The sequence below is a fragment of the Streptomyces sp. NPDC006624 genome, assembly GCF_040611555.1.
In the GTDB taxonomy this organism is placed as follows: domain Bacteria; phylum Actinomycetota; class Actinomycetes; order Streptomycetales; family Streptomycetaceae; genus Streptomyces.
Genome location: NZ_JBEXOM010000002.1, coordinates 493,089 through 515,516, shown reverse-complemented (window position 1 = coordinate 515,516; position 22,428 = coordinate 493,089). Strand labels below are relative to the sequence as shown.

Genomic DNA, 22,428 nt, shown 5'->3' with positions numbered 1-22,428 from the left:
CACAGCCGGTCGTACGGCAACGCGGCGGGCGGGCACCCCAGGTGCCCGCCCGCTTCGTTTTCCGCGGGCGGCGGATCGCGTTCCCCGGGACGGCGGATCGCGGTCCCGGGGGCGGACGGACCGCGCGGCGCATCACCCTGAGCCACGCGCCGTCGCGGTCGGCAACCCCCGGCCGGGCGCCGGTGAGGGCTTGGCCACGGGCGGATAACAAGGTGGACAGAAGGGGTTTTCAGGCAGGTCTACGCGCGTTAATCTGCGGCGGAAGCCAGCGCCGTAGCTGTGAAGCCGTCCCGAGCTGTACCGTCCGGCGCTAGTACGACAGGAGCACCCACACATGCGCCGGATTTCCCGGATCACGGTCGCAGGCGCAGCGACCGCCTCCCTGGCCCTCGCTCTCTCCGCCTGCGGCGGCACCTCGACCTCCGCCGGGTCGTCCGACTCGAAGGGCGACAAGGGCCTCGCCATCGCCTACGACGTCGGCGGCAAGGGCGACCAGTCCTTCAACGACGCGGCCTACGCGGGCCTGGAGCAGGCGAAGAAGGAGTTCGGGTACCAGACGGCCGACGTGGAGCCCACCGAGGGCGAGACGGACGCCGACAAGGAGCAGCGGCTCGCGTCGCTGGCCAAGCAGGGCTACAACCCGGTCATCGGCGTCGGTTACGCGTACGCCTCGGCCATCAAGGGCGCCGCGGAGAAGTTCCCGGACACCACCTTCGGCATCGTGGACGACTCCACGGTCCAGGCGAAGAACGTCGCCGACCTCGTCTTCTCCGAGGAGGAGGCTTCGTACCTGGCCGGTGTCGCCGCCGCGAAGAGCACCGAGACGAAGACGGTCGGCTTCGTCGGCGGCGTGGACATCCCGCTGATCCACAAGTTCCAGGCGGGCTTCGAGCAGGGCGTCAAGGACACCGACCCGAAGGTGAAGGTGCTCTCGCAGTACCTGACGCAGACGGCGGAGGAGGGTGGCTTCTCCAGCCCCGACAAGGGCAAGACGGCCGCCGAGGGCCAGATCGAGAAGAAGGCGGACGTGGTCTACGCGGCCGCCGGCCTCTCCGGCCAGGGCGTCATCGAGGCCGCCGCCGCCAACAAGGTCTGGGCGATCGGCGTCGACTCCGACCAGTACGCGCAGGAAGCCCTCGCCAAGTACAAGGACTCGATCCTGACCTCGGCGATGAAGGACGTCGCCAAGGCGGTGTACAACCTGGCGAAGTCGGTCGAGGACGGCAAGCCCGAGACCGGTATCGTTCGTGGCGATCTGAAGACCGGCGAGGTGAGCCTGTCGAACTCCAACCCGAAGTTCGCGGACGATGCCGAGCTCCAGGAAGCCATCAAGACGGCCAAGGAGAAGATCATCAGCGGCGAGATCAAGGTCAAGAGCAGCTGACGACCGACCGCCTCGACACGAGGCGGTGACCCCGGGGTTGCGTTCGCTCGGCGGGGTACGGGGAGGCTGCTCCCCGTACCCCGTTTGCCGCGGTGCACCGGCCCCTTTGCATGCCGTAGGGGCGCTACGCGCGTAGACGACCCCCGTCCCCAGGAGAGTGCGCCATCAACGCGTCCAGCAGCCCTCCGGCCGGAGCGGCGGTCAACGAATCGGTGACCGCCGTCGAACTCGCCGGGATCACCAAGCGTTTCCCCGGTGTCGTGGCCAACCACGACATCCACCTCAGCGTCCGCAAGGGCACCGTGCACGCCCTCGTCGGCGAGAACGGCGCCGGCAAGTCGACCCTGATGAAGATCCTCTACGGCATGCAGAAGCCGGACGAGGGCACCATCGCCGTCGACGGGCAGCAGGTCAGCTTCTCGTCGCCGGCCGACGCCATCGCCCGCGGCATCGGCATGGTCCACCAGCACTTCATGCTCGCCGACAACCTCACGGTCCTGGAGAACGTGGTCCTCGGCAGCGAGAAGCTCCACGGCATCGGCGCCAAGGCCCGCCGCAAGATCAAGGACCTCTCCGAGCGCTACGGCCTCGGCGTCGAACCCGACCTCCTGGTCGAGGAGCTCGGCGTCGCCGCCCGCCAGCGCGTGGAGATCCTCAAGGTCCTCTTCCGCGGCGCCACCACCCTCATCCTGGACGAGCCGACCGCCGTGCTCGTGCCTCAGGAGGTCGACGCCCTCTTCGCCAACCTGCGCGAGCTGAAGTCCGAGGGCCTCTCGGTCATCTTCATCTCGCACAAGCTCGGCGAAGTGCTCTCCGTCGCCGACGAGATCACCGTCATCCGCCGCGGCACCACCGTCGGCACGGCCGTCCCCGCCGAGACCACCCCGCGCCAGCTCGCCGAGATGATGGTCGGCAGCGAGCTGCCCACGCCCGAGACGGCCGAGTCCACGGTCACCGACCGCCCGGTCATCGCCGTCGACAAGCTGCGCCTGGCGGCCCCCGGCGGCAAGGCCCTCCTCGACGACATCAGCTTCACCATCCACGCGGGCGAGGTCCTCGGCATCGCCGGTGTCGAGGGCAACGGCCAGACCGAGCTCGTCGACGCCCTCATCGGCCTCCGGCACGCCGACTCCGGCACCATCCGGCTGGCCGACGAGGAGATCACCGCCTGGCCGACCCGCAAGCGCCGCGAGCAGGGCATCGGCTACATCCCCGAGGACCGGCACCGCCACGGCCTGCTGCTGGAGGCGCCCCTGTGGGAGAACCGCATCCTCGGCCACGTCACCGAGAAGCCCCTCGCCAAGGGCGTCTGGCTGGACCCGAAGGCCGCCCAGGAGGACACCCGCCGCATCGTCGAGGCCTACGACGTGCGCACCCCCGGCATCGACGTCACCGCGGCCTCCCTGTCCGGCGGCAACCAGCAGAAGCTGATCGTCGGCCGGGAGATGAGCCACAAGCCCCGCTTCCTCATCGCCGCCCACCCCACCCGGGGTGTGGACGTCGGTGCCCAGGCCGCCATCTGGGACCACATCCGCGAGGCCCGCCGCGAGGGCCTGGCCGTGCTGCTGATCTCCGCCGACCTGGACGAGCTGATCGGCCTGTCCGACACGCTGCGCGTGATCTACAACGGCACGCTGGTCGCGGACGCCGACCCGGCCACCATCACCCCCGAGGAGCTCGGCTCGGCCATGACCGGTGCCGCCACCGGGCACCTCGAGCACGACGAGACCCCCGAGACCTCGAAGGGCGATGCCCCCGAGTCTGGTGAAGACGAGGCCCGCTGATGAAGAAGTTCGACAAGGAGCGCGTGCTCCTCGCGGTGGCCGGACCGGTCATCGCGCTCGCCGTGGCCTTCGTCCTGAGCGCGATCGTGCTGATCGCGTCGGGCAAGAGCCCGTTCGAGCCCTTCGCCCTGATGTTCGAGCAGCTCGGCTTCTCGGACATCCAGGTCCTGATCATCAACCAGGCCTCGATGTACTACATCGCGGCCCTCGCGGTGGCCATCGGCTTCCGGATGAACCTGTTCAACATCGGCGTCGACGGCCAGTACCAGCTCGGCGCCATGATGGCCGCCATCGTCGGCGCCCACGTGAACACGCCCGCCGCGATCCAGGTCCCGCTGCTCCTGCTGACCGCCGTCCTCACCGGCGCCTTCTGGGCCGGCATCGCCGGTGTCCTGAAGGTCACCCGCGGCGTCAGCGAGGTCGTCGCCACGATCATGCTCAACGCGATCGCCACCTCCGTGATCGCCTACCTGTGGCTGCCGGACGTCTTCGGCGTGAAGGTCGGCAACAACAACACCACCGGCGAGATGTACGAGTCGGGCTGGATCCCCGGCATCCCCATGGGCGCCGCCGGCGAGATCTACGGCCTGGTGCTGCTCGCCGTCCTGCTCGGCATCGGGTACTGGATCGTCCTCAACCGCACCCGCTTCGGCTTCGACCTGCGCGCCTCCGGCGCCTCACAGACCGCCGCCGCGGCCAGCGGCGTGGACCCGGGGCGCATGGTGCTCAGCGCCATGCTGATCTCCGGCGGCATCGCGGGCCTGGCCGGCCTGCCGATCCTGCTCGGCGACACCCACACCTACAGCCTCAACTTCCCCACCGGCATCGGCTTCCTCGGTATCGGCATCGCCCTGCTGGGCCGCAACAGCCCCGTCGGCATCGCCTTCGCCGCCCTGCTGTGGGCCTGGCTCGACAAGGCCTCGCCCGAGCTGGACTTCCACGGCTACGACAAGGAGATCGCGGTCATCATGCAGGGCCTGATCGTGCTCTCGGTCGTCGTCTCCTACGAAGCCGTGCGCGAATGGGGCCTGCGCCGCCAGCAGCGCCGCGTCGGCGCGGAACTCGCCGCCGGTCACGTCCTCGGCGCTCAGAACACGAAGGAGGTGGCTGGCCGATGACCGCTCCTACCTCGGCGATCGACGTCAACCAGCCCACGCTGCAGCCCGCGGCGCCGACCGGCCGCCGCCTGTCGTGGCCCGTCCTGCTGCTCGTCATCGCCGGCGGACTGGCGCTCACGTCGATCGTCCGCATCATCACCGGCGCCGACGGCATCACCAACGTCAGCCAGATGTCCACGGCGCTCCAGCTCGCCGTGCCGATCGGCCTCGCCGGCCTCGGCGGCCTGTGGGCCGAGCGGGCGGGTGTCGTCAACATCGGTCTCGAGGGCATGATGATCCTCGGCACCTGGTTCGGCGCCTGGGCCGGCTTCCAGTGGGGCCCGTGGACCGGTGTCCTGGTGGGCATCGCGGGCGGCGCGATCGGCGGCCTGCTGCACGCCTTCGTCACCGTCACCTTCAACGTCAACCACATCGTCTCCGGTGTGGCCATCAACATCCTCGCCCTGGGCGCCACCCGCTACCTCGCGCCCCTCGCCTTCGAGGGCCACACCGGCGGCTCCGCCAAGCAGTCCCCGGCGGTGGACTCCCTCGGCCACTTCACGGTGCCCGGTCTGTCCGACGCCCTGCGCGACCTCAACGCCAAGGGCTGGTTCCTGATCTCGGACATCGCCGGCCTGCTCGGCGGCCTGGTCACCAACGTCTCCTGGCTGACCCTGGTCGCCGTCGCGCTGATCCCCGCCACCTGGTGGATCCTGTGGCGCACCGCGTTCGGCCTGCGCCTGCGCTCCTGCGGTGAGAACCCGATCGCCGCCGAGTCCCTCGGCGTCAACGTCTACAAGTACAAGTACATCGCCGTCGTCGTCTCCGGCGGTCTGGCCGGCCTCGGCGGTGTCTTCCTGTCCATCGTCGCCAACCCCTTCTACCTGGAGGGCCAGGTCAGCGGACGCGGCTTCATCGGCCTCGCCGCGATGATCTTCGGCAACTGGATGCCGGGCGGACTCGCCCTGGGCGCCGGCCTGTTCGGCTACACCGACAGCCTCAACCTGCGCGGCGGCTCCGCCAACGTCCACGCCCTGCTGCTGCTCGGCGCGCTGCTGCTGATCATCGGCGCGATCTGGCTGGTGGTCCGCAAGAAGTACGTCCCGGCCGTGGTCACCCTGATCGCCGGTGCCCTGGTGTTCGCCTGGTACGCGAGCACCGACGAGGTCCCGAACCAGGTCGTCTCCGCGACGCCGTACGTCATCACCCTGGTCGTCCTGGCCCTGTCCGCGCAGCGGCTGCGGATGCCCAAGGCGAACGGCATGCCGTACCGGAAGGGGCAGGGCAAGTGACCGACGCCGGCCCCGCCGTCGACTGGGAGCGGCTGCGCGAGGTGGCCCGGGACGCCATGTCCCGGGCGTACGCCCCGTACTCCGGCTACCCGGTGGGCGTGGCGGCCCTGGTCGACGACGGCCGGATCGTCTCCGGCTGCAACGTCGAGAACGCCTCGTACGGGCTGGGCCTGTGCGCCGAGTGCGGCCTCGTCTCGGAGCTGCACAACACCGGTGGCGGCCGGCTGACGCACTTCACCTGCGTCGACCGGGACGGCGCAGCGCTCGTCCCGTGCGGCCGCTGCCGCCAGCTGCTGTACGAGTTCGGCGGCCCTGACCTCCTGATGGAGACCCCGGCGGGGATCCTGCCGCTGTCGGAGATGCTGCCGCAGGCCTTCGGGCCGGGCCACCTCAGCAAGTAACTCCCGTGCGGCCCTCCTGAGTTGCTCAGGGGGGCCGCACGGCTTCTGGAACCCTCGGAAGGAAGCCAAGCCATGGCCATGGACGCCATCTCCGTCATCCGCACCAAGCGGGACCGCGGCGAACTCAGCGACGCGCAGATCGACTGGGTCATCGACGCGTACACCCGCGGGGAGGTGGCCGACGAGCAGATGTCGGCCCTCGCGATGGCCATCCTCCTCAACGGCATGAACCGCCGTGAGATCGCCCGCTGGACCGCGGCGATGATCGCCTCGGGCGAGCGCATGGACTTCTCGTCCCTGTCCCGCCCGACCGCCGACAAGCACTCCACGGGCGGCGTCGGCGACAAGATCACGCTCCCGCTGGCGCCCCTGGTCGCCGCCTGCGGCGCGGCCGTCCCGCAGCTGTCGGGCCGCGGCCTCGGCCACACCGGCGGCACCCTGGACAAGCTGGAGTCCATCCCCGGCTGGCGCGCGCTGCTCTCCAACGAGGAGATGCTGAACGTCCTGGACGGCACCGGCGCGGTGATCTGCGCGGCCGGCGACGGACTGGCCCCCGCCGACAAGAAGCTCTACGCGCTGCGCGACGTCACCGGCACGGTCGAGGCGATCCCGCTGATCGCGTCCTCGATCATGTCGAAGAAGATCGCCGAGGGCACGGGCTCGCTGGTCCTGGACGTGAAGGTCGGCACCGGCGCCTTCATGAAGACCATCGAGGACGCCCGCGAACTGGCCTCCACGATGGTCGGCCTCGGCACCGACCACGGGGTGAGGACGGTCGCGCTCCTCACGGACATGTCCACCCCGCTCGGACTGACCGCCGGCAACGCCCTGGAGGTCCGCGAGTCGGTCGAGGTGCTGGCCGGCGGCGGCCCCGCGGACGTGGTCGAGCTGACGATCGCCCTGGCCCGCGAGATGCTCGACGCGGCCGGGGTGAAGGACGCCGACCCGGCGAAGGCCCTGGCCGACGGCTCCGCCATGGACGTCTGGCGGCGCATGATCTCGGCCCAGGGCGGCGACCCGGACGCGGAGCTGCCGGTGGCCCGCGAGCAGCACGTGATCAAGGCCCCGTCCTCCGGCGTCCTGACCCGGTTCGACGCCTACGACATCGGCGTGGCCGCCTGGCGGCTGGGCGCCGGCCGGGCCCGGAAGGAGGACCCGGTGCAGGCGGGCGCGGGCGTCGAACTCCACGCCAGGCCGGGCGACACGGTCACGGCGGGCCAGCCGCTGCTGACCCTCCACACCGACACCCCCGAGCGCTTCGACTACGCGCTCCAGGCGGTCGAGGGCGCCTGGGACATCGCGGCCCCGGGCACGGCCTTCACGCCGTCGCCGGTGGTGCTGGAGCGCATCGCCTGAGCCGCGTCCCGCCCGCACGCGAGTGGGGCCGGCGTACACGAGCGGGGCCCGCACGCGAGCAGGGCGGCGTACACGAGCGGGCCACGAACACGAGCGGGGCGGCGTACACCGACGGTCGTCGGGTACGCCGCCCCGTTCGTGTGCCCGGGCGGAGGTCGGGCGGGGGCCGGCCCGCGTGGTCACGGCGGCTACTTCGGATCCTCGGCGAACTTCGACGTCGACCACACGTACCCGAGCACCGCCAGACCCACGCACCAGCCGACGGCGAGCCAGCCGTCGTTGCCGATCCCGGTGCCGAGGAGCAGGCCGCGCAGGGTCTCGATGGCCGGCGTGAACGGCTGGTACTCGGCGACCGGCCGGAACCAGCCGGGCATGGAGTCGACCGGGACGAAGGCGCTGGAGATCAGCGGCAGGAAGATCAGCGGCATGGCGTTGTTGCTCGCTGCCTCGGCGTTCGGGCTGACCAGGCCCATGCCGACGGCGATCCAGGTGAGCGCCAGGGAGAACAGCACCAGCAGCCCGAACGCGGCCAGCCACTCCAGGGCGGTGGCGTCGGTGGACCGGAAGCCGATGGCCACACCGACGGCGCCCACCAGGACCACGCTGGCGACCGACCGCAGCACACTGCCTACGACGTGCCCGACGAGCACGGAGCCGCGGTGGATGGCCAGGGTGCGGAAGCGGGCGATGATGCCCTCGGCCATGTCGGTGGAGACGGAGACCGCGGTGCCGATCGCCGTGGAGCCGATGGTCATCAGCAGCAGGCCGGGGACGAGGTAGGCGAGGTAGTCGGAGCGGTCCCCGCCGCCGATGCCGCCGCTCATCGTGTCGCCGAAGACGAAGACGAAGAGCAGTAACAGCATGATCGGTGTGAGCAGCAGGTTGAGGGTGAGGGACGGGTAGCGCCGGGCGTGCAGCAGGTTGCGGCGCAGCATGGTGGACGCGTCGCGCAGGGCGAGGGAGAGGTTGCTCATCGGACTGCCTCCTCGGGCTGGTCGGAGCCGCCGGTCAGGGCGAAGAACACGTCGTCGAGGTCGGGGGTGTGCACGGTCAGCTCGTCGGCCTCGACCCCGGCCGAGTCCAGCCGGTCGAGGAGCGCGCGCAGCTCGCGCTGGCTGCCGCCGCTGGGGATCTGCAGCGCCAGCGCCTCGTCGTCGCCGGCCGCACCGGGCAGCGCCGCCACCGCGCCGCGGTAGGCGGCCGGGTCGGTGAAGCGGAGCCGGACGTGCCCGCCGGGGACGATCCGCTTGAGCTCGTCGGCGCTGCCCTCGGCGGCGATCCTCCCGTCGTGCAGCACGGCGATGCGGTCGGCGAGTTCGTCGGCCTCCTCCAGGTACTGGGTGGTGAGGAAGACGGTCACGCCGCCCGTGACCAGCTCCCGGATGATCTGCCACATGGTGTGCCGGGACCGCGGGTCGAGGCCGGTGGTCGGCTCGTCAAGGAAGATGATCCGCGGGCTGCCGACCAGGGTCATGGCGATGTCCAGCCGGCGCCGCATCCCGCCGGAGTAGGCCGAGGCGGGCTTGCGGGCCGCCTCGGTGAGGTCGAAGCGCTCCAGCAGCTCGGCGGCGACCCGCCGGCCCTCGCGCCGGGGCAGGTGGTGCAGGTCCGCCATGAGGAGCATGTTCTCCTCGCCGGTGATCAGCCCGTCGACGGCGGAGAACTGCCCGGTGACGCCGATCGCGGCACGCACCGCCTGGGGGCCGGTCGCCAGGTCGTGACCGCCGACGCGGAGGGCACCGCTGCCGGGGTCGGGCGAGATGAGCGTGGACAGGATCCGGACGGCGGTGGTCTTGCCGGCGCCGTTCGGGCCGAGCAGGGAGAAGATCGTTCCTTCCGGGACCGCCAGGTCGATGCCGTCCAGGACGGTCCTGTCGCCGAAGGACTTGCGCAGTCCGTTCGCGACGATGGCCGAGTGGGTCATGAGCGGGGCTCCTTTGCCGGCTGGGGTGTTCAGAGGCTGCGGGCGGTGATGTCGCCGTAGGAGGTGGTCGCGTGGATGGTGAGCGCGGCGGCCCCGCCGTCGGCGTTGCGCAGGGAGTTGTGGATCCGGCCGTAGGAGGTGCCGGCGTCCAGGGAGGCGGAGACGCCGCGGGCGGCGCCGACCGTGATCCCGCCGTGCTCGGTGCGCAGCGTGACGGTGCCGCGCACGGCCTCCGCGACGCTGATGTCGCCCTTCTGGGTGCTGATCTCCGCCGCGCCGCCCAGGCGGCCGACCGAGACGTCGCCGGCGGAGAGGGCCACGCGGGCGTCCGCGGTCTCGTCGAGCTTGACCGTGGCCTGCGCGCCCTCGTAGGTGACGTCGCCGAGCCGTCCCACGCCCCGCAGTTCGGCGGCGGCGGCCTTGGCCTCGACGCGGGACCCGGCGGGCAGCTGGACGGTGACCTCGACGGCGCCGGGGTGTCCGAGGACCCGGTGCGCGGCCTCCGGCGCCTCGATCCGCAGGACGCCGTCGGCGTAGGCGACCGTGACCTGCTCCGCCGCCCGCACGTCCCGGCTCTTCGAGGCGTCCGCGGGCAGCACCTCGACGGTGGTGTCGGCCCGGTCGGCCGCGATGAGCCGGATGTGTCCGGCGGGGATCTCCAGCACGGCGGTGACGGCGGCGGGGGTGTCGAACTTCTGCATCGTGCGCTCCTGGGGTGCGTAGTTTCTGACACCGGAAACGCTACGTTGCGTTCATGGATCGAGCAATGAATTGATTGCTCGGCAGGTGCAAATCTGCAGTTCAAAGCGCTGAAATCGTTGCATCGGAACGAAGTTCAACGCAACACCGCCCGAGTCTCTCGTTGCAATGAGAGGAAAATGAACGCTATGCTGACGCCCTCAAGGACCACGAAGGAGGGCGCGATGCCGGGAGGCAGGCTCACCCAGCTGGAACGCCGGCAGATCGCGCAGGGCCTGGCCGACAACCTCGCCTACGCGGAGATCGCCAGACGCCTCGACCGCCCCACGTCGACCATCACGCGCGAGGTCATGCGCAACGGCGGCCCCACCGCCTACCGCGCCGACCTCGCCCACCGCGCGACGGAACACCGCGCCCACCGCCGCAGGAAGGCCGCGCCCCGGGGCCCCCAGACGCAACCGCTCCCTCACGGCCGGGACCCCGAGGCGGTACGCGCGTACGAGGAGGTCTTCACGAACCTCTTCATCCAGCAGGGCCTGCCCAAAATGGTGGCCCGGGTATTGACCTGCCTCTACACCACCGACGCGGGCAGCCTCACCGCGGCCGAACTCGTCCGGCGCCTCCAGGTCAGCCCGGCCTCCGTCTCCAAGGCGGTGGCGTTCCTGGAGAGCCAGGGCCTCATCCGCCGGGAACGGGACGAAGGGCGGCGCGAGCGGTACGTCGTCGACAACGACGTCTGGTACCAGTCGATGATCGCCGCGGCCCGCAGCAGCGCGCAGCTCGCCGAAGCCGCACGGCAGGGCGTCACCGTCCTCGGCCCGGGCACCCCGGCCGCCGTCCGCCTGGAAGTCATCGCCCGCTTCGTCGACTTCGTCACGGAGAGCATGGCGCGTGCGGCGGAACAGGCACGCGACATCCTCTCCGCCCAGCCGGAGCCCGCCGGGGGAGCCGCTGCGGAGCGGGCTCCGGGCGGTGCGGCCCGATCACCCGCGGACGGCGCCCCCGAGCGCTGAGCCCCCGCCGCTTCCTCCCCCGCCCCCCTCACCCCAGCAGCGCCGCGACCACCACCAGCACCGGTACGGCCAGCACCGTCGACAGCAGGATCGCCTCACGGGCCAGCACCTCGCCGGTCCGGTAGCTGCTCGCGTACGTGAACAGGTTCTGCGCCGCCGGCAGTGCCGAGGTCACCACCACGTCGAGCAGGGGCGCCCCGTGCAGGCCGAAGACGCCCGCGGCCAGCGCCCACGCCACCAAGGGCTGGACGACGGACTTGAGGGCCACGGCGAGCAGGACCGGGCCCCGTTCCGCGCCGCGCAGCGGGAGGGTGCTGCCGCGCAGGGAGATGCCGAAGGCGAGCAGGACCGCGGGGACCGACATGTTGCCGATCAGGACCAGGGGGTCCATGAGGGGGCCCGGCATCGTGAGGCCCGAGGCCGACGCCGCGACCCCGGCCAGGGAGCCCAGGGCTATCGGATTGCGCAACGGGGTGAGCAGGCGTTGCCACAGGGGCCGTCTGCCGCCGCCGCTCGCCAGGTCCAGGATCGTGAGCGCCACCGGTGTGACACCGACCAGCTGGAACAGCAGCACCGGCGCGACCAGGGACGCGTCGCCCAGCACGTACACGGCGATCGGGATGCCCAGGTTGCCCGAGTTGACGTAGCTGGAGCACAGGGCGCCGATCGTCGTCCGGCCCACTCCCCAGCCGCGGACCGCACCCACCGCCACGAAGACGCCCGCCACCGCCGCCGTGCTCAGCGCCGTGACCAGCAGCCGGTCGGAGAAGATCACCGACAGGTCGGCCCGGGCGAGCGTCGTGAACAGCAGCGCGGGGGAGGCCACATGGAAGGCGAGCTTGGTGAGGACCTCGCGCCCGCCCTCGCCCAGATACCCCCGGCGGCCGATCAGATAGCCCACCGCGATGACGACGGCGATGACCGCGAACCCGCTCAGCACCCCCTGCACGGCACCTCCCGGCCGGCGAGGGAACGGGCACACGGCACGGGACGGGCAGATGCATGGGGCATGCAGCTAACCCTCCGGTCAAAGCCGCACCCCGGTCAATGTGATCCTCACGGCGCCGGACGGGCGGAGAGCCCCGATGAGTTACGGAGGGCCGCCCGGTCTACCGATCGTGGACGCCATGACACCGCCCGTGCTCGTACTGCCCGGCCCTGTCGACCGGGACGAGGTGAGAGGGCTGAGCGACGAGGTACGGGCACTGCTGCACAGCAGCGGTGCCCGGGTCGTGGTGTGCGATGTCGGGGGCCTGGGGCCGCCGGGGCTCGCGGCCGTGGAACTGCTGGCGCGGCTCCAGCTGGCCGCCCGCAGGGCCGGCGGGCGGATCCGGCTGCGCGACCCCGATCCCGCCCTACGCTCCCTGCTCGACCTGGTCGGACTCCCCATCGAGATGGAGGGGCAGATCGAAGAGCGGGAACCAGCGCTCGGTGTCGAGGAAGCAGTGGAACCCGGTGATCCGGCCGCCTGAGATCTCCAGCACCTGGACCGCCCACGGTGTGAAGCCGCCGCGCTCCGGGTCCGGCTTGTACTGGGCGAAGCCGGGCAGGCCGTTGACCTTGACCGGCACCAGCCGGGAGCCCGCGCAGGGGGCGCCGAGGGTGGTCATGAAGCCTGTGATGTCGCCGGCGCCGGTGAGCCACAGGTCGAACGGCGGCATCGTCATGATGGCGTCCTCGTGCAGCAGGGCCGTCAGCGCCGTCATGTCGTAGCCCTCGAAGGCCGCCATGTAGCGGTCCAGGAGCTTTTGCTGGTCCTCGTCCAGCGGGTCGGAGACGGCCGCGTCGGCGCCCGGCTGCTGCCGCTCGGCCAGGGTGGCGCGGGCGCGCTGGAGGGCGCTGTTCACCGACGCCACCGAGGTGTCCAGCAGCTCGGCGACCTCGCTGGCCTTCCAGGCCAGGACCTCGCGCAGGATCAGCACGGCCCGCTGCTTGGCCGGCAGGTTCTGCAGGGCGGCCATGAACGCGAGCCGCACGGACTCCTTGGCGATCGCCGCCTCCGCCGGATCGTCGGTCGTGGGCAGCACGCGGGCGTCGGGCATGGGCTCCAGCCAGGTGTTGTCCGGGCGGGGGGAGAGGGCGGCCTGGGCGAGGGGGGTGGACTCGGTCAGGTCCATGGGCCGGGCCCGTTTGTTGCCCGCGGACAGCATGTCCAGGCAGACGTTGGTCGCGATGCGGTAGAGCCAGGAGCGGAGGCTGGACCTGCCCTCGAACTTGTCGTAGCTGCGCCAGGCGCGGACCATCGTGTCCTGCACCGCGTCCTCCGCCTCGAAGGAGGAGCCGAGCATCCGGTAGCAGTACCCCGTGAGCTCGGTGCGGTGCGCCTCCAGTCTGGTGTCCAGGTCCGTCGGTGCCGCCGTGCTGTTCGCCATCTCCACCCACCCCTGTGGACGTTCTGTTCAAGCGCCTTCGCGCCCCAGCACTTCGGAAGCTACCGCAGCCCACTGACAACGGCCCCCCGAGCACACGAAACCGCAGGCCGGGGCAGGTGGCCCGGGCCGGGTCGGCCCCCTTCATGCGAGCTGCTTGACCTACAACACAACCAGCCCCGCGCCCGGCCTCAGGCCCCCCTCCCCGGGCCCCGCAGTCGGGCCGCCCGGGTGCCGACCAGTGTGATCGTCACGACGCCCAGGACCGCCAGCAGCCCGACGCCGACCGTGCCGTCCCAGCCGCTCGTGTGGAAGGCGATCGCGCCGGCCGTGCTGCCCGCGCTGGAGCCGATGTAGTACGCCGACTGGTACAGCGCGGACGCCTGGGCGCGGCCGTGCGTGGCCGTCTTGCTGACGGCGGAGGACGCCACCGCGTGGCCCGCGAAGAAGCCCGCCGTGATCAGGACCAGACCCAGCAGGACCAGCGGGAGCGACCCGGCCAGGGACAGCAGCAGCCCCGCCGCCGTCGTCGCGCCGCCCGCGTACAGCGCGCCCCGGCGGCCCAGCCGGCCCACCAGGCGCCCGGCCGTCGAGGCCGACACCGTGCCGACGAGGTACACGAGGAAGATCGAGCCGATGACGCCCTGCGGCAGGGAGAACGGCGCCTCGGTCAGCCGGTAGCCGATGACCGTGTACACGCCGCCGAACACCGTCATGAACAGCGCGCCGATCGCGTACAGCCGGCGCAGCAGCGGGTCGGACAGGTGGGCACGGACCGTCCGGGCCAGATCGCCGGGCCGCAGCGAACCCGCCTTGAAGTGCCTGGGGGCGGGCAGCAGCACCCGGAAGGCCACCGCGCAGGCCACCGCGATCACGCCGATGACACCGACAGCGACCCGCCAGCCCCACTCCTGCGCGACCCAGCCGGTGATGACGCGGCCGCTCATCCCGCCCACGCTGTTGCCCGCGACGAACAGCCCGATCGCGGTGACGAGCGCCCTGGGGCTGACCTCCTCCGCGAGGTACGCGGTCGCCGACGCCGGCAGCCCGGCCAGCGCCGCGCCCTGCAGGGCCCGCAGCGCCACCAGCGCGCCCAGCGAGGGCGCGAAGGGCACCAGCAGCCCGACGGTCACCGCCACGGCCAGCGAGGCCGTCATGACCGTACGCCGCCCGAAGCGCTCCGACAGCGCGCTCATCGGCAGCACGAACAGCGCCAGTCCGCCCGTCGCCGCGGCCACCGTCCAGCTCGCGTCGCCCGCCGCCACCGCGAACTCGCCGGAGATCAGCGGCAGCAGCGCCTGCGTGGAGTACAGCAGCGCGAAGGTCGCGACACCGGCGAGGAAGAGGGCCAGGCTCATCCGGCGGTAGCCGGGCCCGCCCGGGGAGACCCGGGAATCGACGGCAGGGACAGAGGCTTCGGCGCCCACGACGGTGGACGCCCCGGTACTGGCGGGAGACATGCCTCGAACGTACGGAGACCGCAACTGATCCGTCCAATGCATGGAACGGCCATAATCGTTCCCATGGTGCATCAACCGAGTTCACGGCCCCGCCTGTCACCGAACAGTGACACACAAGACACGGCGGAGATGTCGAGGGTGCTGGCGCCCCGCCTCGCGTACTTCGCCGGCGTGGCCCGCACCGAGCACGTCACCCGTGCCGCCCAGGAGATGAACGTCCCGCAGTCCACCCTCTCCCGGTCGATGGCCCGCCTGGAGCAGGACCTGGGCGTCGACCTGTTCGCCCGCCACGGCCGCACGGTCTCCCTCACCCCGGCCGGACGCACCTTCCTCACCACCGTGGAACGGGCCCTGGCCGAGATCGAGCGCGCCGCCGAGCAGGTGCGGGCCGACGCCGACCCCACCACCGGCAAGGTCGCCTTCGGCTTCCTGCACACCATGGGCGCCGAGACCGTCCCCGGCCTCCTGCAGGCCTTCCGCGCCGACCACCCCCGGGTCCGCTTCAGCCTGGTCCAGAACTACGGCGAGGCCATGCTGGAACGCCTGCGCGCCGGCGACCTCGACCTCTGCCTGACATCGCCGGTGCCCGACGCCCCCGACCTGGTCGCCCGCCGGCTCGACGAGCAGAAGCTGCGCCTGGTCGTGCCCGCCGACCACGCCCTGGCGGGCCGCCGCCGCATCCGCCTGGCCGAGGCGGCCGACGAGAACTTCGTGACCCTCGAACCGGGTTACGGCCTGCGCCGCATCACCGACGACCTCTGCGAGGACGCGGGCTTCCGGCCACGCATCGCCTTCGAGGGCGAGGAGGCGGAGACCCTGCGGGGCCTGGTGGCGGCGGGCCTGGGAGTCGCCCTCCTGCCCCCGCCGGCCGTGGCCCGCCCGGGCGTGGTCGAACTGACGGTCACGGCGCCCCGGGCCGTACGCGAGATCGGCGTGGCCTGGCTGCAGGGCCACCCGGACACGCCCCCGGTGGCGGCCTTCAAGAAGTTCCTGCTCTCCAGAAGAGGCAGCCTGCTCGCGACCTGAAGGGGCGCGGGGAACGGCGCGAGTACCACGCACGACCCGCACCCCGGAGACCGCCGGGGCTCCGCCCTGCGCTCACCGCCGCGAAGGACTGAACCCCGCCGCCAGCGGCATCCGCAGCCCCAGCGGCGGCGGCGCGGCCAGCGCGTCCCGCACGGGCCGCGACATGGCCCGCCCGAACAGCACGCCCATCACGAAGTCCTCGGTCAGCGCCACCACTTCGTCGCGGTACTGGTGCAACCCGTGGCCGTCCGTGTGCACTTCGAACCGGCACACGTCCCGGTTCGCCTTCTTCGCCCGCGCCGCCAGCCGGAACGACAGCTCCGGATCCGTCCGCCCGTCGTTGGTGCCGTGCACGATCAGCACCTGCCGTCCCGCCAGCTGCTTCACCGGTTCGGGTGGGGCGGCGACGTCCTCCTCCGGCAGCCAAGGAGCGAGCGCCACCACGGAGTTGACGGCCTCGTGCCCGCCCGCCCGCAGAGCGGCCCGCCCGCCCATGCCGAGTCCGACGAGGCAGACGGGGACGTCCCCGTACCGCCGTACGACCTCGTCCGCCGCCCACGTCGCGTCCCGCGCCAGGTTCGCCTCGCCGCCGTTCCAGCCGCGGCAGTGGTAGTGCACCACGTGCACTGCCAGGCCCTCTTCACGCCCGGAGCGGGCCAGCCGGCGGCCGAGGGCACGGACGGAGGCGGTCGCCAGCACGGGCGAGGGTCTGCGGCCGGAGACCTCGTCACCGCCGGGGAGCAGCAGCACCACGCCGCTCACCGCCGTCGGCTCCGGACCGAGTGCCCTGCCCAGCCGGGCCCTGCGAGCCGGCGTCGCTTGGTGTGCCATGACAGAACAGTGTCAGAAGGGTCGGTGTACACGACCCGTCCTCGGGGTCACCGTTACGTATCGACGGAAACGTAAAGCAACCGGGGACGCGCCGTCTACGCGCGTAGGAGTTAGAGTGCGGAAATGACGAGCCAGACCATCGCGAACACCCCGACACCGGACCAGATCCGCCGGGCGCCCAAGGTTCTGCTGCACGACCATCTCGACGGCGGCCTGCGCCCCGCCACGATCGTCGAACTCGCCCGCGACAGCGGCTACTCCCAGCTCCCCGAGACCGATCCGGAGAAGCTCGGCGTCTGGTTCCGCGAGGCCGCCGACTCCGGTTCCCTGGAGCGGTACCTGGAGACCTTCTCCCACACCGTCGGCGTCATGCAGACCCGCGACGCCCTGGTCCGGGTCGCCGCCGAGTGCGCCGAGGACCTCGCCGCGGACGGCGTCGTCTACGCCGAGGTCCGCTACGCCCCCGAGCAGCACCTGGAGGGCGGGCTCAGCCTCGAGGAGGTCGTCGAGGCCGTCAACGAGGGCTTCCGGGAAGGCGAGCGGCGCGCCCGGGACAACGGCCGGCGCATCCGCGTCGGCGCCCTGCTCACCGCCATGCGGCACGCGGCCCGTGCCCTGGAGATCGCCGAACTCGCCAACCGCTACCGCGACCTGGGCGTCGTCGGCTTCGACATCGCCGGTGCCGAGGCCGGCTACCCGCCCACCCGGCACCTGGACGCGTTCGAGTACCTCAAGCGCGAGAACAACCACTTCACCATCCACGCCGGCGAGGCCTTCGGGCTGCCGTCCATCTGGCAGGCCCTGCAGTGGTGCGGCGCCGACCGGCTCGGGCACGGGGTGCGGATCATCGACGACATCCAGGTCCACGAGGACGGCCGGGTCGAACTGGGCCGGCTCGCCTCGTACGTCCGGGACAAGCGCATCCCGCTGGAGCTGTGCCCCAGCTCCAACCTCCAGACGGGGGCCGCGTCCTCGTACGCCGAGCACCCCATCGGGCTGCTGCGCCGGCTGCACTTCCGGGCCACGGTCAACACGGACAACCGGCTGATGTCCCACACCAGCATGAGCCGGGAATTCGAGCACCTTGTCGAGGCCTTCGGTTACACGCTCGACGACATGCAGTGGTTCTCCGTCAATGCGATGAAATCAGCGTTCATTCCTTTCGATGAACGACTGGCCATGATCAATGACGTGATCAAGCCCGGATATGCCGAGCTGAAATCCGAATGGCTGTTCCGCCAGGCCGCCTCGACCAGCGGTTCTGCCGAATCGGCTGACTGACCGCGAAGATCCGGCACACAGGGAATGCGGACGGCTTTCACAATCCGTCCGCATTTCGATGTTTGCGGCAGGTGGCGCCGCGTGTTTACGGTCGCTGGACCGCTCACTCCCCGCCATCCCATTCGAGGAAGTAATTCATGAAGCAGTCCGCTGCCAAGTCCCTCGGTGCCGCCGCTCTCGGTGCCGCCTTCGCCGCCGCCGGTGCGGGCGCCGCCAACGCCGCCCCGGCCCTCCCGGACACCGCCCAGACGCTGGAGACCGTGACCGCGGCCCTCCCGGCGGAGCAGCTCTCGAAGACGCTGCCGGGTTCGGGCGAGGCGCTGGGTCAGGGGCAGACGGCGGCGGGCGCCGGCCTCGCCGCCGCCCAGCCGGTCGCCGAGCAGCTGCTCGCCGAGGGCCCGACCGGCCCGGCCGCCAAGCTGCTCGGCGGGCTCCCGGTGCAGGGCCTGCCCACGCACGGCCTGCCGGTGAACGGCGTTCCGGTCGGCTGACCCCGCCCGCCGAGGCGGACACACGCCGATGGGGCGCACCCCGGACACGGGGTGCGCCCCATCGGCGTTCTCGCGTGCGGGGCGTCACCAGGCGGTCTGCGCCTTGCCCCGCGTGCGGTCCTCCGAGGGCAGGAGGATCCACAGCGCGATGTAGAGCAGGAACTGGGGGCCGGGCAGCAGGCACGAGACCAGGAAGATCACCCGCATCGTGGACGCGGAGGTGCCGAAGCGCCGGGCCAGCGCGGCGCACACTCCGCCGATCATGCGGCCGTGGGTGGGGCGGGCGAGGCGGGACATGTGCGACTCCTTCAGCGTCGGTGTGTGAGGCACGTCGGACGAGTACCCCATCTGCGCTCCACGCTACGGAGACGAAGGGGGCAAAGCGTCGCTCCACGGGGCGATCCCGACCCTGGGAATCGTCGGGGTCCGACCCTGAGCCGGCTCGTCCGGGGTCAGGGGCGTACGGGGCGGGCGGGCGAAGGCGCGGCGGCGCAGCCGGGAACGGCCGGCCGGCACCAGCGCGAGGTGCGCGAGGGCCACGCCCGCGGTGTTCAGGAACAGCGAGTCCACGTCGACGACCTGGCCGGGAACGCCGGTCTGCAGCAGCTCGATGCCCAGTGACAGCAGCGCGCCGGCCGCGACGGTGCGCAGCAGGGACGCCAGGGGCGAGACGACCAGCCGGCCGCTCGCCATCGGCAGCAGCACGCCCAGCGGGGCCAGCAGGGCCAGCTTCCCGCCGATGTGGCGGGCCGCCTCGGGCCAGCCCAGGGCGAGTTCGGCTCTCACCCCGGCGAGCGGCCGCAGATTGGCGGGCATCACCCAGGGCACGTCCAGCGGCCGCAGCGTGAACCAGGCGACGAACGCCAGGTGTGCGACGAGGAGGACACCCCCTGTCGCACGGACGCGGAACGCGGCGCTGCCGCCGATGGAGCCTTGACGCTGCACGCCCCCCAAGACGCCGCCGCCGCCGGGATCGGTTCCGGGAGGCTCCCCGATACGCCCGTGAGGCATGCGCCACAGGCCGCTCCGGCTTACTCCGCGGCCACGTCCTTCGACGGCGGCTCCGTGCTGCCCGGGCGGGCCCGCACCTCGTCGGTGCACTCGTAGCGGCGCGGGGGACCGGCACCGGGGCCGCCCAGGACCACCGAGCCGTCGCCCTCGGCGGCGGCCGAGTCGGAGAACGTGCAGACGATCTGGGCCAGGGCGTACGAGGTGAGGCCGTCGGGCGCGGTGCTCAGCCGCAGCGTGTCCTCCGGGTCACCGGAGCGGGGCCCGGACACGGCGATCCCGCCGCGGACGTCCGTGCTGTACCCGGCCTCCTTCTCGGCCGGCGACGGCTGCCGCGCGAGCTGGTCCAGCAGGCCCTGCGCGACCAGCATGCGCCGCTCGGAGTCGGCGGCACCGTCCGGCACCCGCACGGTCCGGTCCACGGTCACCAGCTGCGAGCCGCACAGCAGGAACACCTGGACCGGCAGTCCCCGGGCGGCCTGCGTCGACACGTTCGGCTCGGCCAGGGAACACCGCACCCGCGAGGGCGCCGGCCCGAAGTTCGTCGGCACCTCGGTGGCCCGGATCCCGCAGCCGGCGAGCGCCAGCGCCAGCACGGGCAGCGCGAGCAGACGGGACGTACCCGTGAAACGGCCGGTCATCAGGCCTCCCCCTGCGCATCGTCGTCCCGGCCCCGGCCGGTGCCTTTGCCGCTGTCGTCCGCGGGCTGCCGCCGGTCGTCGGCGGGCTGCTCCGCCGGGGCGCTGTCGCGGGGCAGGCGCAGGGTGAACACCGCGCCTGAATCAGGCGAGTTGGCCGCGGTGATCTCGCCGCCGTGGATGTGGGCGTTCTCCAGGGCGATGGACAGCCCCAGGCCGCTGCCCTCGGAGCGCGGCCGGGAGGCGCTGGCCTTGTAGAAGCGGTCGAAGACGTGCGGCAGGACGTCCTCGGGGATGCCCGGGCCGTGGTCCTGCACCTCGATGACGAGCGAGTCGTCCTCCTCGCGCACGGACACCCGCACCGGGGAGCCGCCGTGCTTGAGCGCGTTGCCGATGAGGTTGGCCAGGATGACGTCCAGCCGGCGCGGGTCCAGCCGGGCGTGGATGCCGCGCTCGGCGTCCAGCTCGACCGCGTCCAGCCAGGCGCGGGCGTCGATGCAGGCGGTGATCTGGTCGGCTATGTCGACGTCGTCCAGGACGAGCCGGGCGGTGCCCGCGTCGAAGCGGGTGACCTCCATCAGGTTCTCGACCAGGTCGTTCAGCCGCCGCGTCTCGCTGACGACCAGCCGGACGGCGGGCTCGATCATCGGGTCCATGCTGCCGGTCTCGGCCTCCAGCTCCTCCTCCAGCACCTCCGTCACGGCGGTGATGGCGGTGAGCGGCGTACGCAGCTCGTGGCTCATGTCCGCCACGAACCGCCGGGACGCCTCGTCACGCGCGGCCATGTCGGCGACCCGTTTCTCCAGCGCCTCGGCCGCGTTGTTGAACGTCCTTGACAGATCGGCCAGTTCGTCGGTCCCGGACACCCGCAGCCGGGTGTCCAGCCTGCCCTCGCCGAGCCGCCGCGCGGCCGTCCCGAGCCGCTGCACCGGCTTGAGCACGGTCGTCGCCGCGGCCTGCGCGAGCAGCGCCGAGCCGATCAGCGCGAGCCCGGTGGCGATGCCCAGCGACCAGGCCAGCGAGTTGAGGTCCTTGGCCTCCGGCTTTAGCGACTTGAGCATGTAGCCGGTCGGGCCGCCCCCGATCACCCGCGTCCCCGCCACCAGGTAGGGGGTGTCGTGGTCGACTATCCGCTGCCAGTACAGGTGGTACGGGTGCTTGTCGGGCCCGTCGACCTTCTGCGCCTTGTTCACCGCCTTGCGCAGCGAGACCGGCACGTCCTGCAGCGAGAAGCCGCTCAGCCCGCCGGAGCTGCCGTAGACGGTCCGGCCGTCGGGGTTCTGCGCGACGAGCAGCACGCTGAAGCGCTGGTCGCCGCCGGCCATCTGGCCCGCGGTGTGCTGCAGCTCGTCCTGCGTGGGACGCGCGGGCAGCGCGCCCGCCCGGTTCTGCATCTCCTGCTCGAAGTCGCGCAGCACGGCGTCCTGGGTGCGGGTGAGCACGGCCTCGCGGTTGAGCCAGTACGCGATGCCGGACGCGGACACGGCCGCCGTCAGGGCCACCAGGCCGAAGACGAGGATCAGCCTCAGCCGCAGGCTGGTGAAACGCAGCCGCGACAGAACTCCCTTGCGTTCCGCGGTCCAGCCGCGGTTCCCCCCTGGGTCCTGCTGGGTCACTGAGGCGGATCCAGCCGGTAGCCGACACCCCGCACGGTACGGATCAGCGTCGGGGACGAGGGGACGTCCTCGACCTTGGCGCGCAGCCGCTGGACACAGGCGTCCACCAGCCGGGAGTCGCCCAGGTAGTCGTGCTCCCACACCAGCCGCAGCAGCTGCTGCCGGGACAGCGCCTGCCCGGGCCGCCGGCTCAGCTCCAGCAGCAGCCGCAGCTCGGTCGGCGTGAGCTGGAGGTCCTCGCCGTTCTTCGTCACGGTCATCGCCGAGCGGTCGATGACGAGGCTGCCGAAGGCGGCCGCGTCGTTCGACTCCCGCTCGCCGCGCCGCAGCACGGCCCGGATCCGGGCGTCGAGCACCCGACCCTGCACCGGCTTCACCACGTAGTCGTCGGCACCGGACTCCAGCCCGACCACCACGTCGATGTCGTCGCTGCGCGCGGTCAGCAGGATGATCGGCAACTGGTCCGTGCGCCGGATGCGCCGGCACACCTCGAACCCGTCGATGCCGGGCAGCATCACGTCCAGCACGATCAGATCCGGCCGCTGCTCGCGCAACAGCTTCAGACCGTCCTCACCACTGGCAGCGGTCGCCACGCGGTGGCCCTGGCGCGTCAGAGAGAGCTCCAGGGCCGTCCGGATGGCGTCGTCGTCCTCGATCAGCAACAGGGAAGGCACGGGCTCATTCTGGCCCATGAGTGCCTCGGGGTTCGACCTGTGGGGCCGAGACGATGGCGCGAGTACCGCCGCGGCCCGTGGATG

At 71.9% G+C, this 22,428-nt stretch carries 23 protein-coding genes and 2 pseudogenes; 13 read left to right on the top strand and 12 right to left on the bottom strand.

Features of this window, described 5'->3' with window-relative positions; genetic code table 11:
- Positions 1-334 precede the first annotated feature (334 nt).
- The 6 genes from ABZY20_RS06020 to ABZY20_RS05995 all read left to right on the top strand — a co-directional run bounded on the left by ABZY20_RS06020 (position 335) and on the right by ABZY20_RS05995 (position 7,314).
- Positions 335-1,384, top strand: a complete 1,050-nt coding sequence (locus tag ABZY20_RS06020) for a BMP family ABC transporter substrate-binding protein (protein WP_356437168.1) — start codon at positions 335-337, stop codon at positions 1,382-1,384.
- Positions 1,385-1,596: 212 nt separating this feature from the next.
- Positions 1,597-3,168, top strand: a complete 1,572-nt coding sequence (locus ABZY20_RS06015; protein WP_356437165.1) for an ABC transporter ATP-binding protein — start codon at positions 1,597-1,599, stop codon at positions 3,166-3,168.
- Positions 3,168-4,286 carry an ABC transporter permease gene (locus tag ABZY20_RS06010; protein WP_356437162.1) on the top strand — a complete coding sequence of 373 codons (1,119 nt, stop codon included), beginning with the start codon at positions 3,168-3,170 and terminating at the stop codon, positions 4,284-4,286. Before ABZY20_RS06015 ends, ABZY20_RS06010 begins: the two co-directional genes overlap by 1 nt.
- Positions 4,283-5,557, top strand: a complete 1,275-nt coding sequence (locus ABZY20_RS06005; protein WP_356437159.1) for an ABC transporter permease — start codon at positions 4,283-4,285, stop codon at positions 5,555-5,557. The genes ABZY20_RS06010 and ABZY20_RS06005 overlap by 4 nt, the downstream gene beginning before the upstream one ends.
- Positions 5,554-5,958 (top strand): cytidine deaminase, encoded by a 405-nt coding sequence (locus ABZY20_RS06000; RefSeq protein ID WP_356437157.1) that lies wholly within the window; start codon positions 5,554-5,556, stop codon positions 5,956-5,958. Before ABZY20_RS06005 ends, ABZY20_RS06000 begins: the two co-directional genes overlap by 4 nt.
- A 72-nt stretch (positions 5,959-6,030) precedes the next feature.
- Positions 6,031-7,314: a thymidine phosphorylase gene (locus ABZY20_RS05995; protein ID WP_356437155.1), complete on the top strand. Its 1,284-nt coding sequence runs from the start codon at positions 6,031-6,033 to the stop codon at positions 7,312-7,314.
- Between the two features lie 188 nt (positions 7,315-7,502).
- Here the strand turns inward: ABZY20_RS05995 and ABZY20_RS05990 are convergent, their stop codons facing one another.
- Genes ABZY20_RS05990 through ABZY20_RS05980 form a run of 3 tightly spaced genes read right to left on the bottom strand, consistent with a single transcriptional unit; the run spans position 7,503 to position 9,939 of the window.
- Positions 7,503-8,288, bottom strand: coding sequence for an ABC transporter permease (locus tag ABZY20_RS05990; RefSeq protein WP_356437153.1), 786 nt, complete (start codon positions 8,286-8,288; stop codon positions 7,503-7,505).
- Positions 8,285-9,238, bottom strand: a complete 954-nt coding sequence (locus ABZY20_RS05985; protein ID WP_356437151.1) for an ATP-binding cassette domain-containing protein — start codon at positions 9,236-9,238, stop codon at positions 8,285-8,287. The genes ABZY20_RS05990 and ABZY20_RS05985 overlap by 4 nt, the downstream gene beginning before the upstream one ends.
- Positions 9,239-9,267: 29 nt before the next feature.
- Complete coding sequence (locus ABZY20_RS05980; protein WP_356437149.1) at positions 9,268-9,939, bottom strand: DUF4097 family beta strand repeat-containing protein; 672 nt, start codon at positions 9,937-9,939, stop codon at positions 9,268-9,270.
- A gap of 177 nt (positions 9,940-10,116) precedes the next feature.
- On the opposite strand from ABZY20_RS05980, the pseudogene ABZY20_RS05975 reads away from it, so the two are divergent.
- From ABZY20_RS05975 to ABZY20_RS05965, 3 genes and pseudogenes are all read left to right on the top strand, one after another.
- Positions 10,117-10,239 (top strand): annotated as a pseudogene (locus ABZY20_RS05975) (MarR family transcriptional regulator); the annotation flags it as partial.
- Positions 10,240-10,378: pseudogene (locus ABZY20_RS05970) on the top strand (MarR family transcriptional regulator); the annotation flags it as partial.
- 104 nt (positions 10,379-10,482) lie between these two features.
- A complete protein-coding gene (locus ABZY20_RS05965) occupies positions 10,483-10,950 on the top strand; it encodes a MarR family transcriptional regulator (protein ID WP_356437147.1) in 468 nt (155 codons plus the stop codon).
- Positions 10,951-10,978: 28 nt separating this feature from the next.
- On the opposite strand, the gene ABZY20_RS05960 is transcribed toward ABZY20_RS05965, so the two are convergent.
- Positions 10,979-11,899 (bottom strand): AEC family transporter, encoded by a 921-nt coding sequence (locus ABZY20_RS05960; RefSeq protein ID WP_356437145.1) that lies wholly within the window; start codon positions 11,897-11,899, stop codon positions 10,979-10,981.
- A gap of 136 nt (positions 11,900-12,035) precedes the next feature.
- Between ABZY20_RS05960 and ABZY20_RS05955 the strand changes: the two genes are divergently transcribed.
- The gene (locus tag ABZY20_RS05955; protein ID WP_356437144.1) at positions 12,036-12,422 is read left to right on the top strand and encodes an STAS domain-containing protein; all 387 of its coding nucleotides are present in this window, start codon (positions 12,036-12,038) and stop codon (positions 12,420-12,422) included.
- Here the strand turns inward: ABZY20_RS05955 and ABZY20_RS05950 are convergent.
- A complete protein-coding gene (locus ABZY20_RS05950) occupies positions 12,306-13,322 on the bottom strand; it encodes a sigma-70 family RNA polymerase sigma factor (RefSeq protein ID WP_356437141.1) in 1,017 nt (338 codons plus the stop codon). The two genes, ABZY20_RS05955 and ABZY20_RS05950, sit on opposite strands and share 117 nt — an antisense overlap.
- 188 nt (positions 13,323-13,510) lie before the next feature.
- Entirely contained in the window at positions 13,511-14,779 is a 1,269-nt protein-coding gene (locus tag ABZY20_RS05945) for an MFS transporter (protein ID WP_356437138.1), read from the bottom strand.
- A gap of 63 nt (positions 14,780-14,842) precedes the next feature.
- Here ABZY20_RS05945 and ABZY20_RS05940 point away from each other — a divergent pair, with 63 nt between their 5' ends.
- Positions 14,843-15,805, top strand: coding sequence for a LysR family transcriptional regulator (locus ABZY20_RS05940; RefSeq protein WP_356437135.1), 963 nt, complete (start codon positions 14,843-14,845; stop codon positions 15,803-15,805).
- A 72-nt stretch (positions 15,806-15,877) separates the two neighbouring features.
- On the opposite strand, the gene ABZY20_RS05935 is transcribed toward ABZY20_RS05940, so the two are convergent.
- A complete protein-coding gene (locus ABZY20_RS05935) occupies positions 15,878-16,636 on the bottom strand; it encodes an alpha/beta hydrolase (RefSeq protein ID WP_356437132.1) in 759 nt (252 codons plus the stop codon).
- A 123-nt stretch (positions 16,637-16,759) separates the two neighbouring features.
- Here ABZY20_RS05935 and ABZY20_RS05930 point away from each other — a divergent pair, with 123 nt between their 5' ends.
- Together ABZY20_RS05930 and ABZY20_RS05925 are read left to right on the top strand one after the other, a co-directional pair.
- On the top strand, positions 16,760-17,917 hold the full coding sequence (locus ABZY20_RS05930) for an adenosine deaminase (RefSeq protein WP_356437129.1): 1,158 nt from the start codon (positions 16,760-16,762) through the stop codon (positions 17,915-17,917).
- A gap of 137 nt (positions 17,918-18,054) precedes the next feature.
- Entirely contained in the window at positions 18,055-18,408 is a 354-nt protein-coding gene (locus tag ABZY20_RS05925; RefSeq protein ID WP_356437126.1) for an ATP-binding protein, read from the top strand.
- Positions 18,409-18,492: 84 nt separating this feature from the next.
- Here ABZY20_RS05925 and ABZY20_RS05920 read toward each other — a convergent pair whose 3' ends face one another.
- From ABZY20_RS05920 to afsQ1, 5 genes are all read right to left on the bottom strand, one after another.
- Positions 18,493-18,705 carry a PspC domain-containing protein gene (locus ABZY20_RS05920; protein ID WP_356437123.1) on the bottom strand — a complete coding sequence of 71 codons (213 nt, stop codon included), beginning with the start codon at positions 18,703-18,705 and terminating at the stop codon, positions 18,493-18,495.
- A gap of 63 nt (positions 18,706-18,768) precedes the next feature.
- Entirely contained in the window at positions 18,769-19,353 is a 585-nt protein-coding gene (locus tag ABZY20_RS05915; RefSeq protein WP_356437120.1) for a VanZ family protein, read from the bottom strand.
- Between the two features lie 86 nt (positions 19,354-19,439).
- On the bottom strand, positions 19,440-20,057 hold the full coding sequence (locus ABZY20_RS05910) for a hypothetical protein (RefSeq protein WP_356437117.1): 618 nt from the start codon (positions 20,055-20,057) through the stop codon (positions 19,440-19,442).
- Complete coding sequence (locus tag ABZY20_RS05905) at positions 20,057-21,670, bottom strand: HAMP domain-containing sensor histidine kinase (protein ID WP_356437114.1); 1,614 nt, start codon at positions 21,668-21,670, stop codon at positions 20,057-20,059. The genes ABZY20_RS05910 and ABZY20_RS05905 overlap by 1 nt, the downstream gene beginning before the upstream one ends.
- Positions 21,667-22,344 (bottom strand): two-component system response regulator AfsQ1, encoded by a 678-nt coding sequence (gene afsQ1, locus ABZY20_RS05900; RefSeq protein ID WP_037757535.1) that lies wholly within the window; start codon positions 22,342-22,344, stop codon positions 21,667-21,669. The genes ABZY20_RS05905 and afsQ1 overlap by 4 nt, the downstream gene beginning before the upstream one ends.
- Positions 22,345-22,428: the final 84 nt, after the last annotated feature.

Excerpts from the sequence above, each read along its gene's own strand:
- ABZY20_RS06020 (WP_356437168.1), top strand. The coding sequence starts at position 335 with ATGCGCCGGATTTCCCGGATCACGGTCGCAGGCGCAGCGACCGCCTCC.
- ABZY20_RS06010 (WP_356437162.1), top strand. The coding sequence starts at position 3,168 with ATGAAGAAGTTCGACAAGGAGCGCGTGCTCCTCGCGGTGGCCGGACCG.
- ABZY20_RS06005 (WP_356437159.1), top strand. The coding sequence starts at position 4,283 with ATGACCGCTCCTACCTCGGCGATCGACGTCAACCAGCCCACGCTGCAG.
- ABZY20_RS05995 (WP_356437155.1), top strand. The coding sequence starts at position 6,031 with ATGGCCATGGACGCCATCTCCGTCATCCGCACCAAGCGGGACCGCGGC.
- ABZY20_RS05990 (WP_356437153.1), bottom strand. The coding sequence starts at position 8,288 with ATGAGCAACCTCTCCCTCGCCCTGCGCGACGCGTCCACCATGCTGCGC.
- ABZY20_RS05985 (WP_356437151.1), bottom strand. The coding sequence starts at position 9,238 with ATGACCCACTCGGCCATCGTCGCGAACGGACTGCGCAAGTCCTTCGGC.
- ABZY20_RS05980 (WP_356437149.1), bottom strand. The coding sequence starts at position 9,939 with ATGCAGAAGTTCGACACCCCCGCCGCCGTCACCGCCGTGCTGGAGATC.
- ABZY20_RS05965 (WP_356437147.1), top strand. The coding sequence starts at position 10,483 with ATGGTGGCCCGGGTATTGACCTGCCTCTACACCACCGACGCGGGCAGC.
- ABZY20_RS05955 (WP_356437144.1), top strand. The coding sequence starts at position 12,036 with ATGAGTTACGGAGGGCCGCCCGGTCTACCGATCGTGGACGCCATGACA.
- ABZY20_RS05950 (WP_356437141.1), bottom strand. The coding sequence starts at position 13,322 with ATGGCGAACAGCACGGCGGCACCGACGGACCTGGACACCAGACTGGAG.
- ABZY20_RS05945 (WP_356437138.1), bottom strand. The coding sequence starts at position 14,779 with ATGTCTCCCGCCAGTACCGGGGCGTCCACCGTCGTGGGCGCCGAAGCC.
- ABZY20_RS05940 (WP_356437135.1), top strand. The coding sequence starts at position 14,843 with ATGGTGCATCAACCGAGTTCACGGCCCCGCCTGTCACCGAACAGTGAC.
- ABZY20_RS05935 (WP_356437132.1), bottom strand. The coding sequence starts at position 16,636 with ATGGCACACCAAGCGACGCCGGCTCGCAGGGCCCGGCTGGGCAGGGCA.
- ABZY20_RS05930 (WP_356437129.1), top strand. The coding sequence starts at position 16,760 with ATGACGAGCCAGACCATCGCGAACACCCCGACACCGGACCAGATCCGC.
- ABZY20_RS05925 (WP_356437126.1), top strand. The coding sequence starts at position 18,055 with ATGAAGCAGTCCGCTGCCAAGTCCCTCGGTGCCGCCGCTCTCGGTGCC.
- ABZY20_RS05920 (WP_356437123.1), bottom strand. The coding sequence starts at position 18,705 with ATGTCCCGCCTCGCCCGCCCCACCCACGGCCGCATGATCGGCGGAGTG.
- ABZY20_RS05910 (WP_356437117.1), bottom strand. The coding sequence starts at position 20,057 with ATGACCGGCCGTTTCACGGGTACGTCCCGTCTGCTCGCGCTGCCCGTG.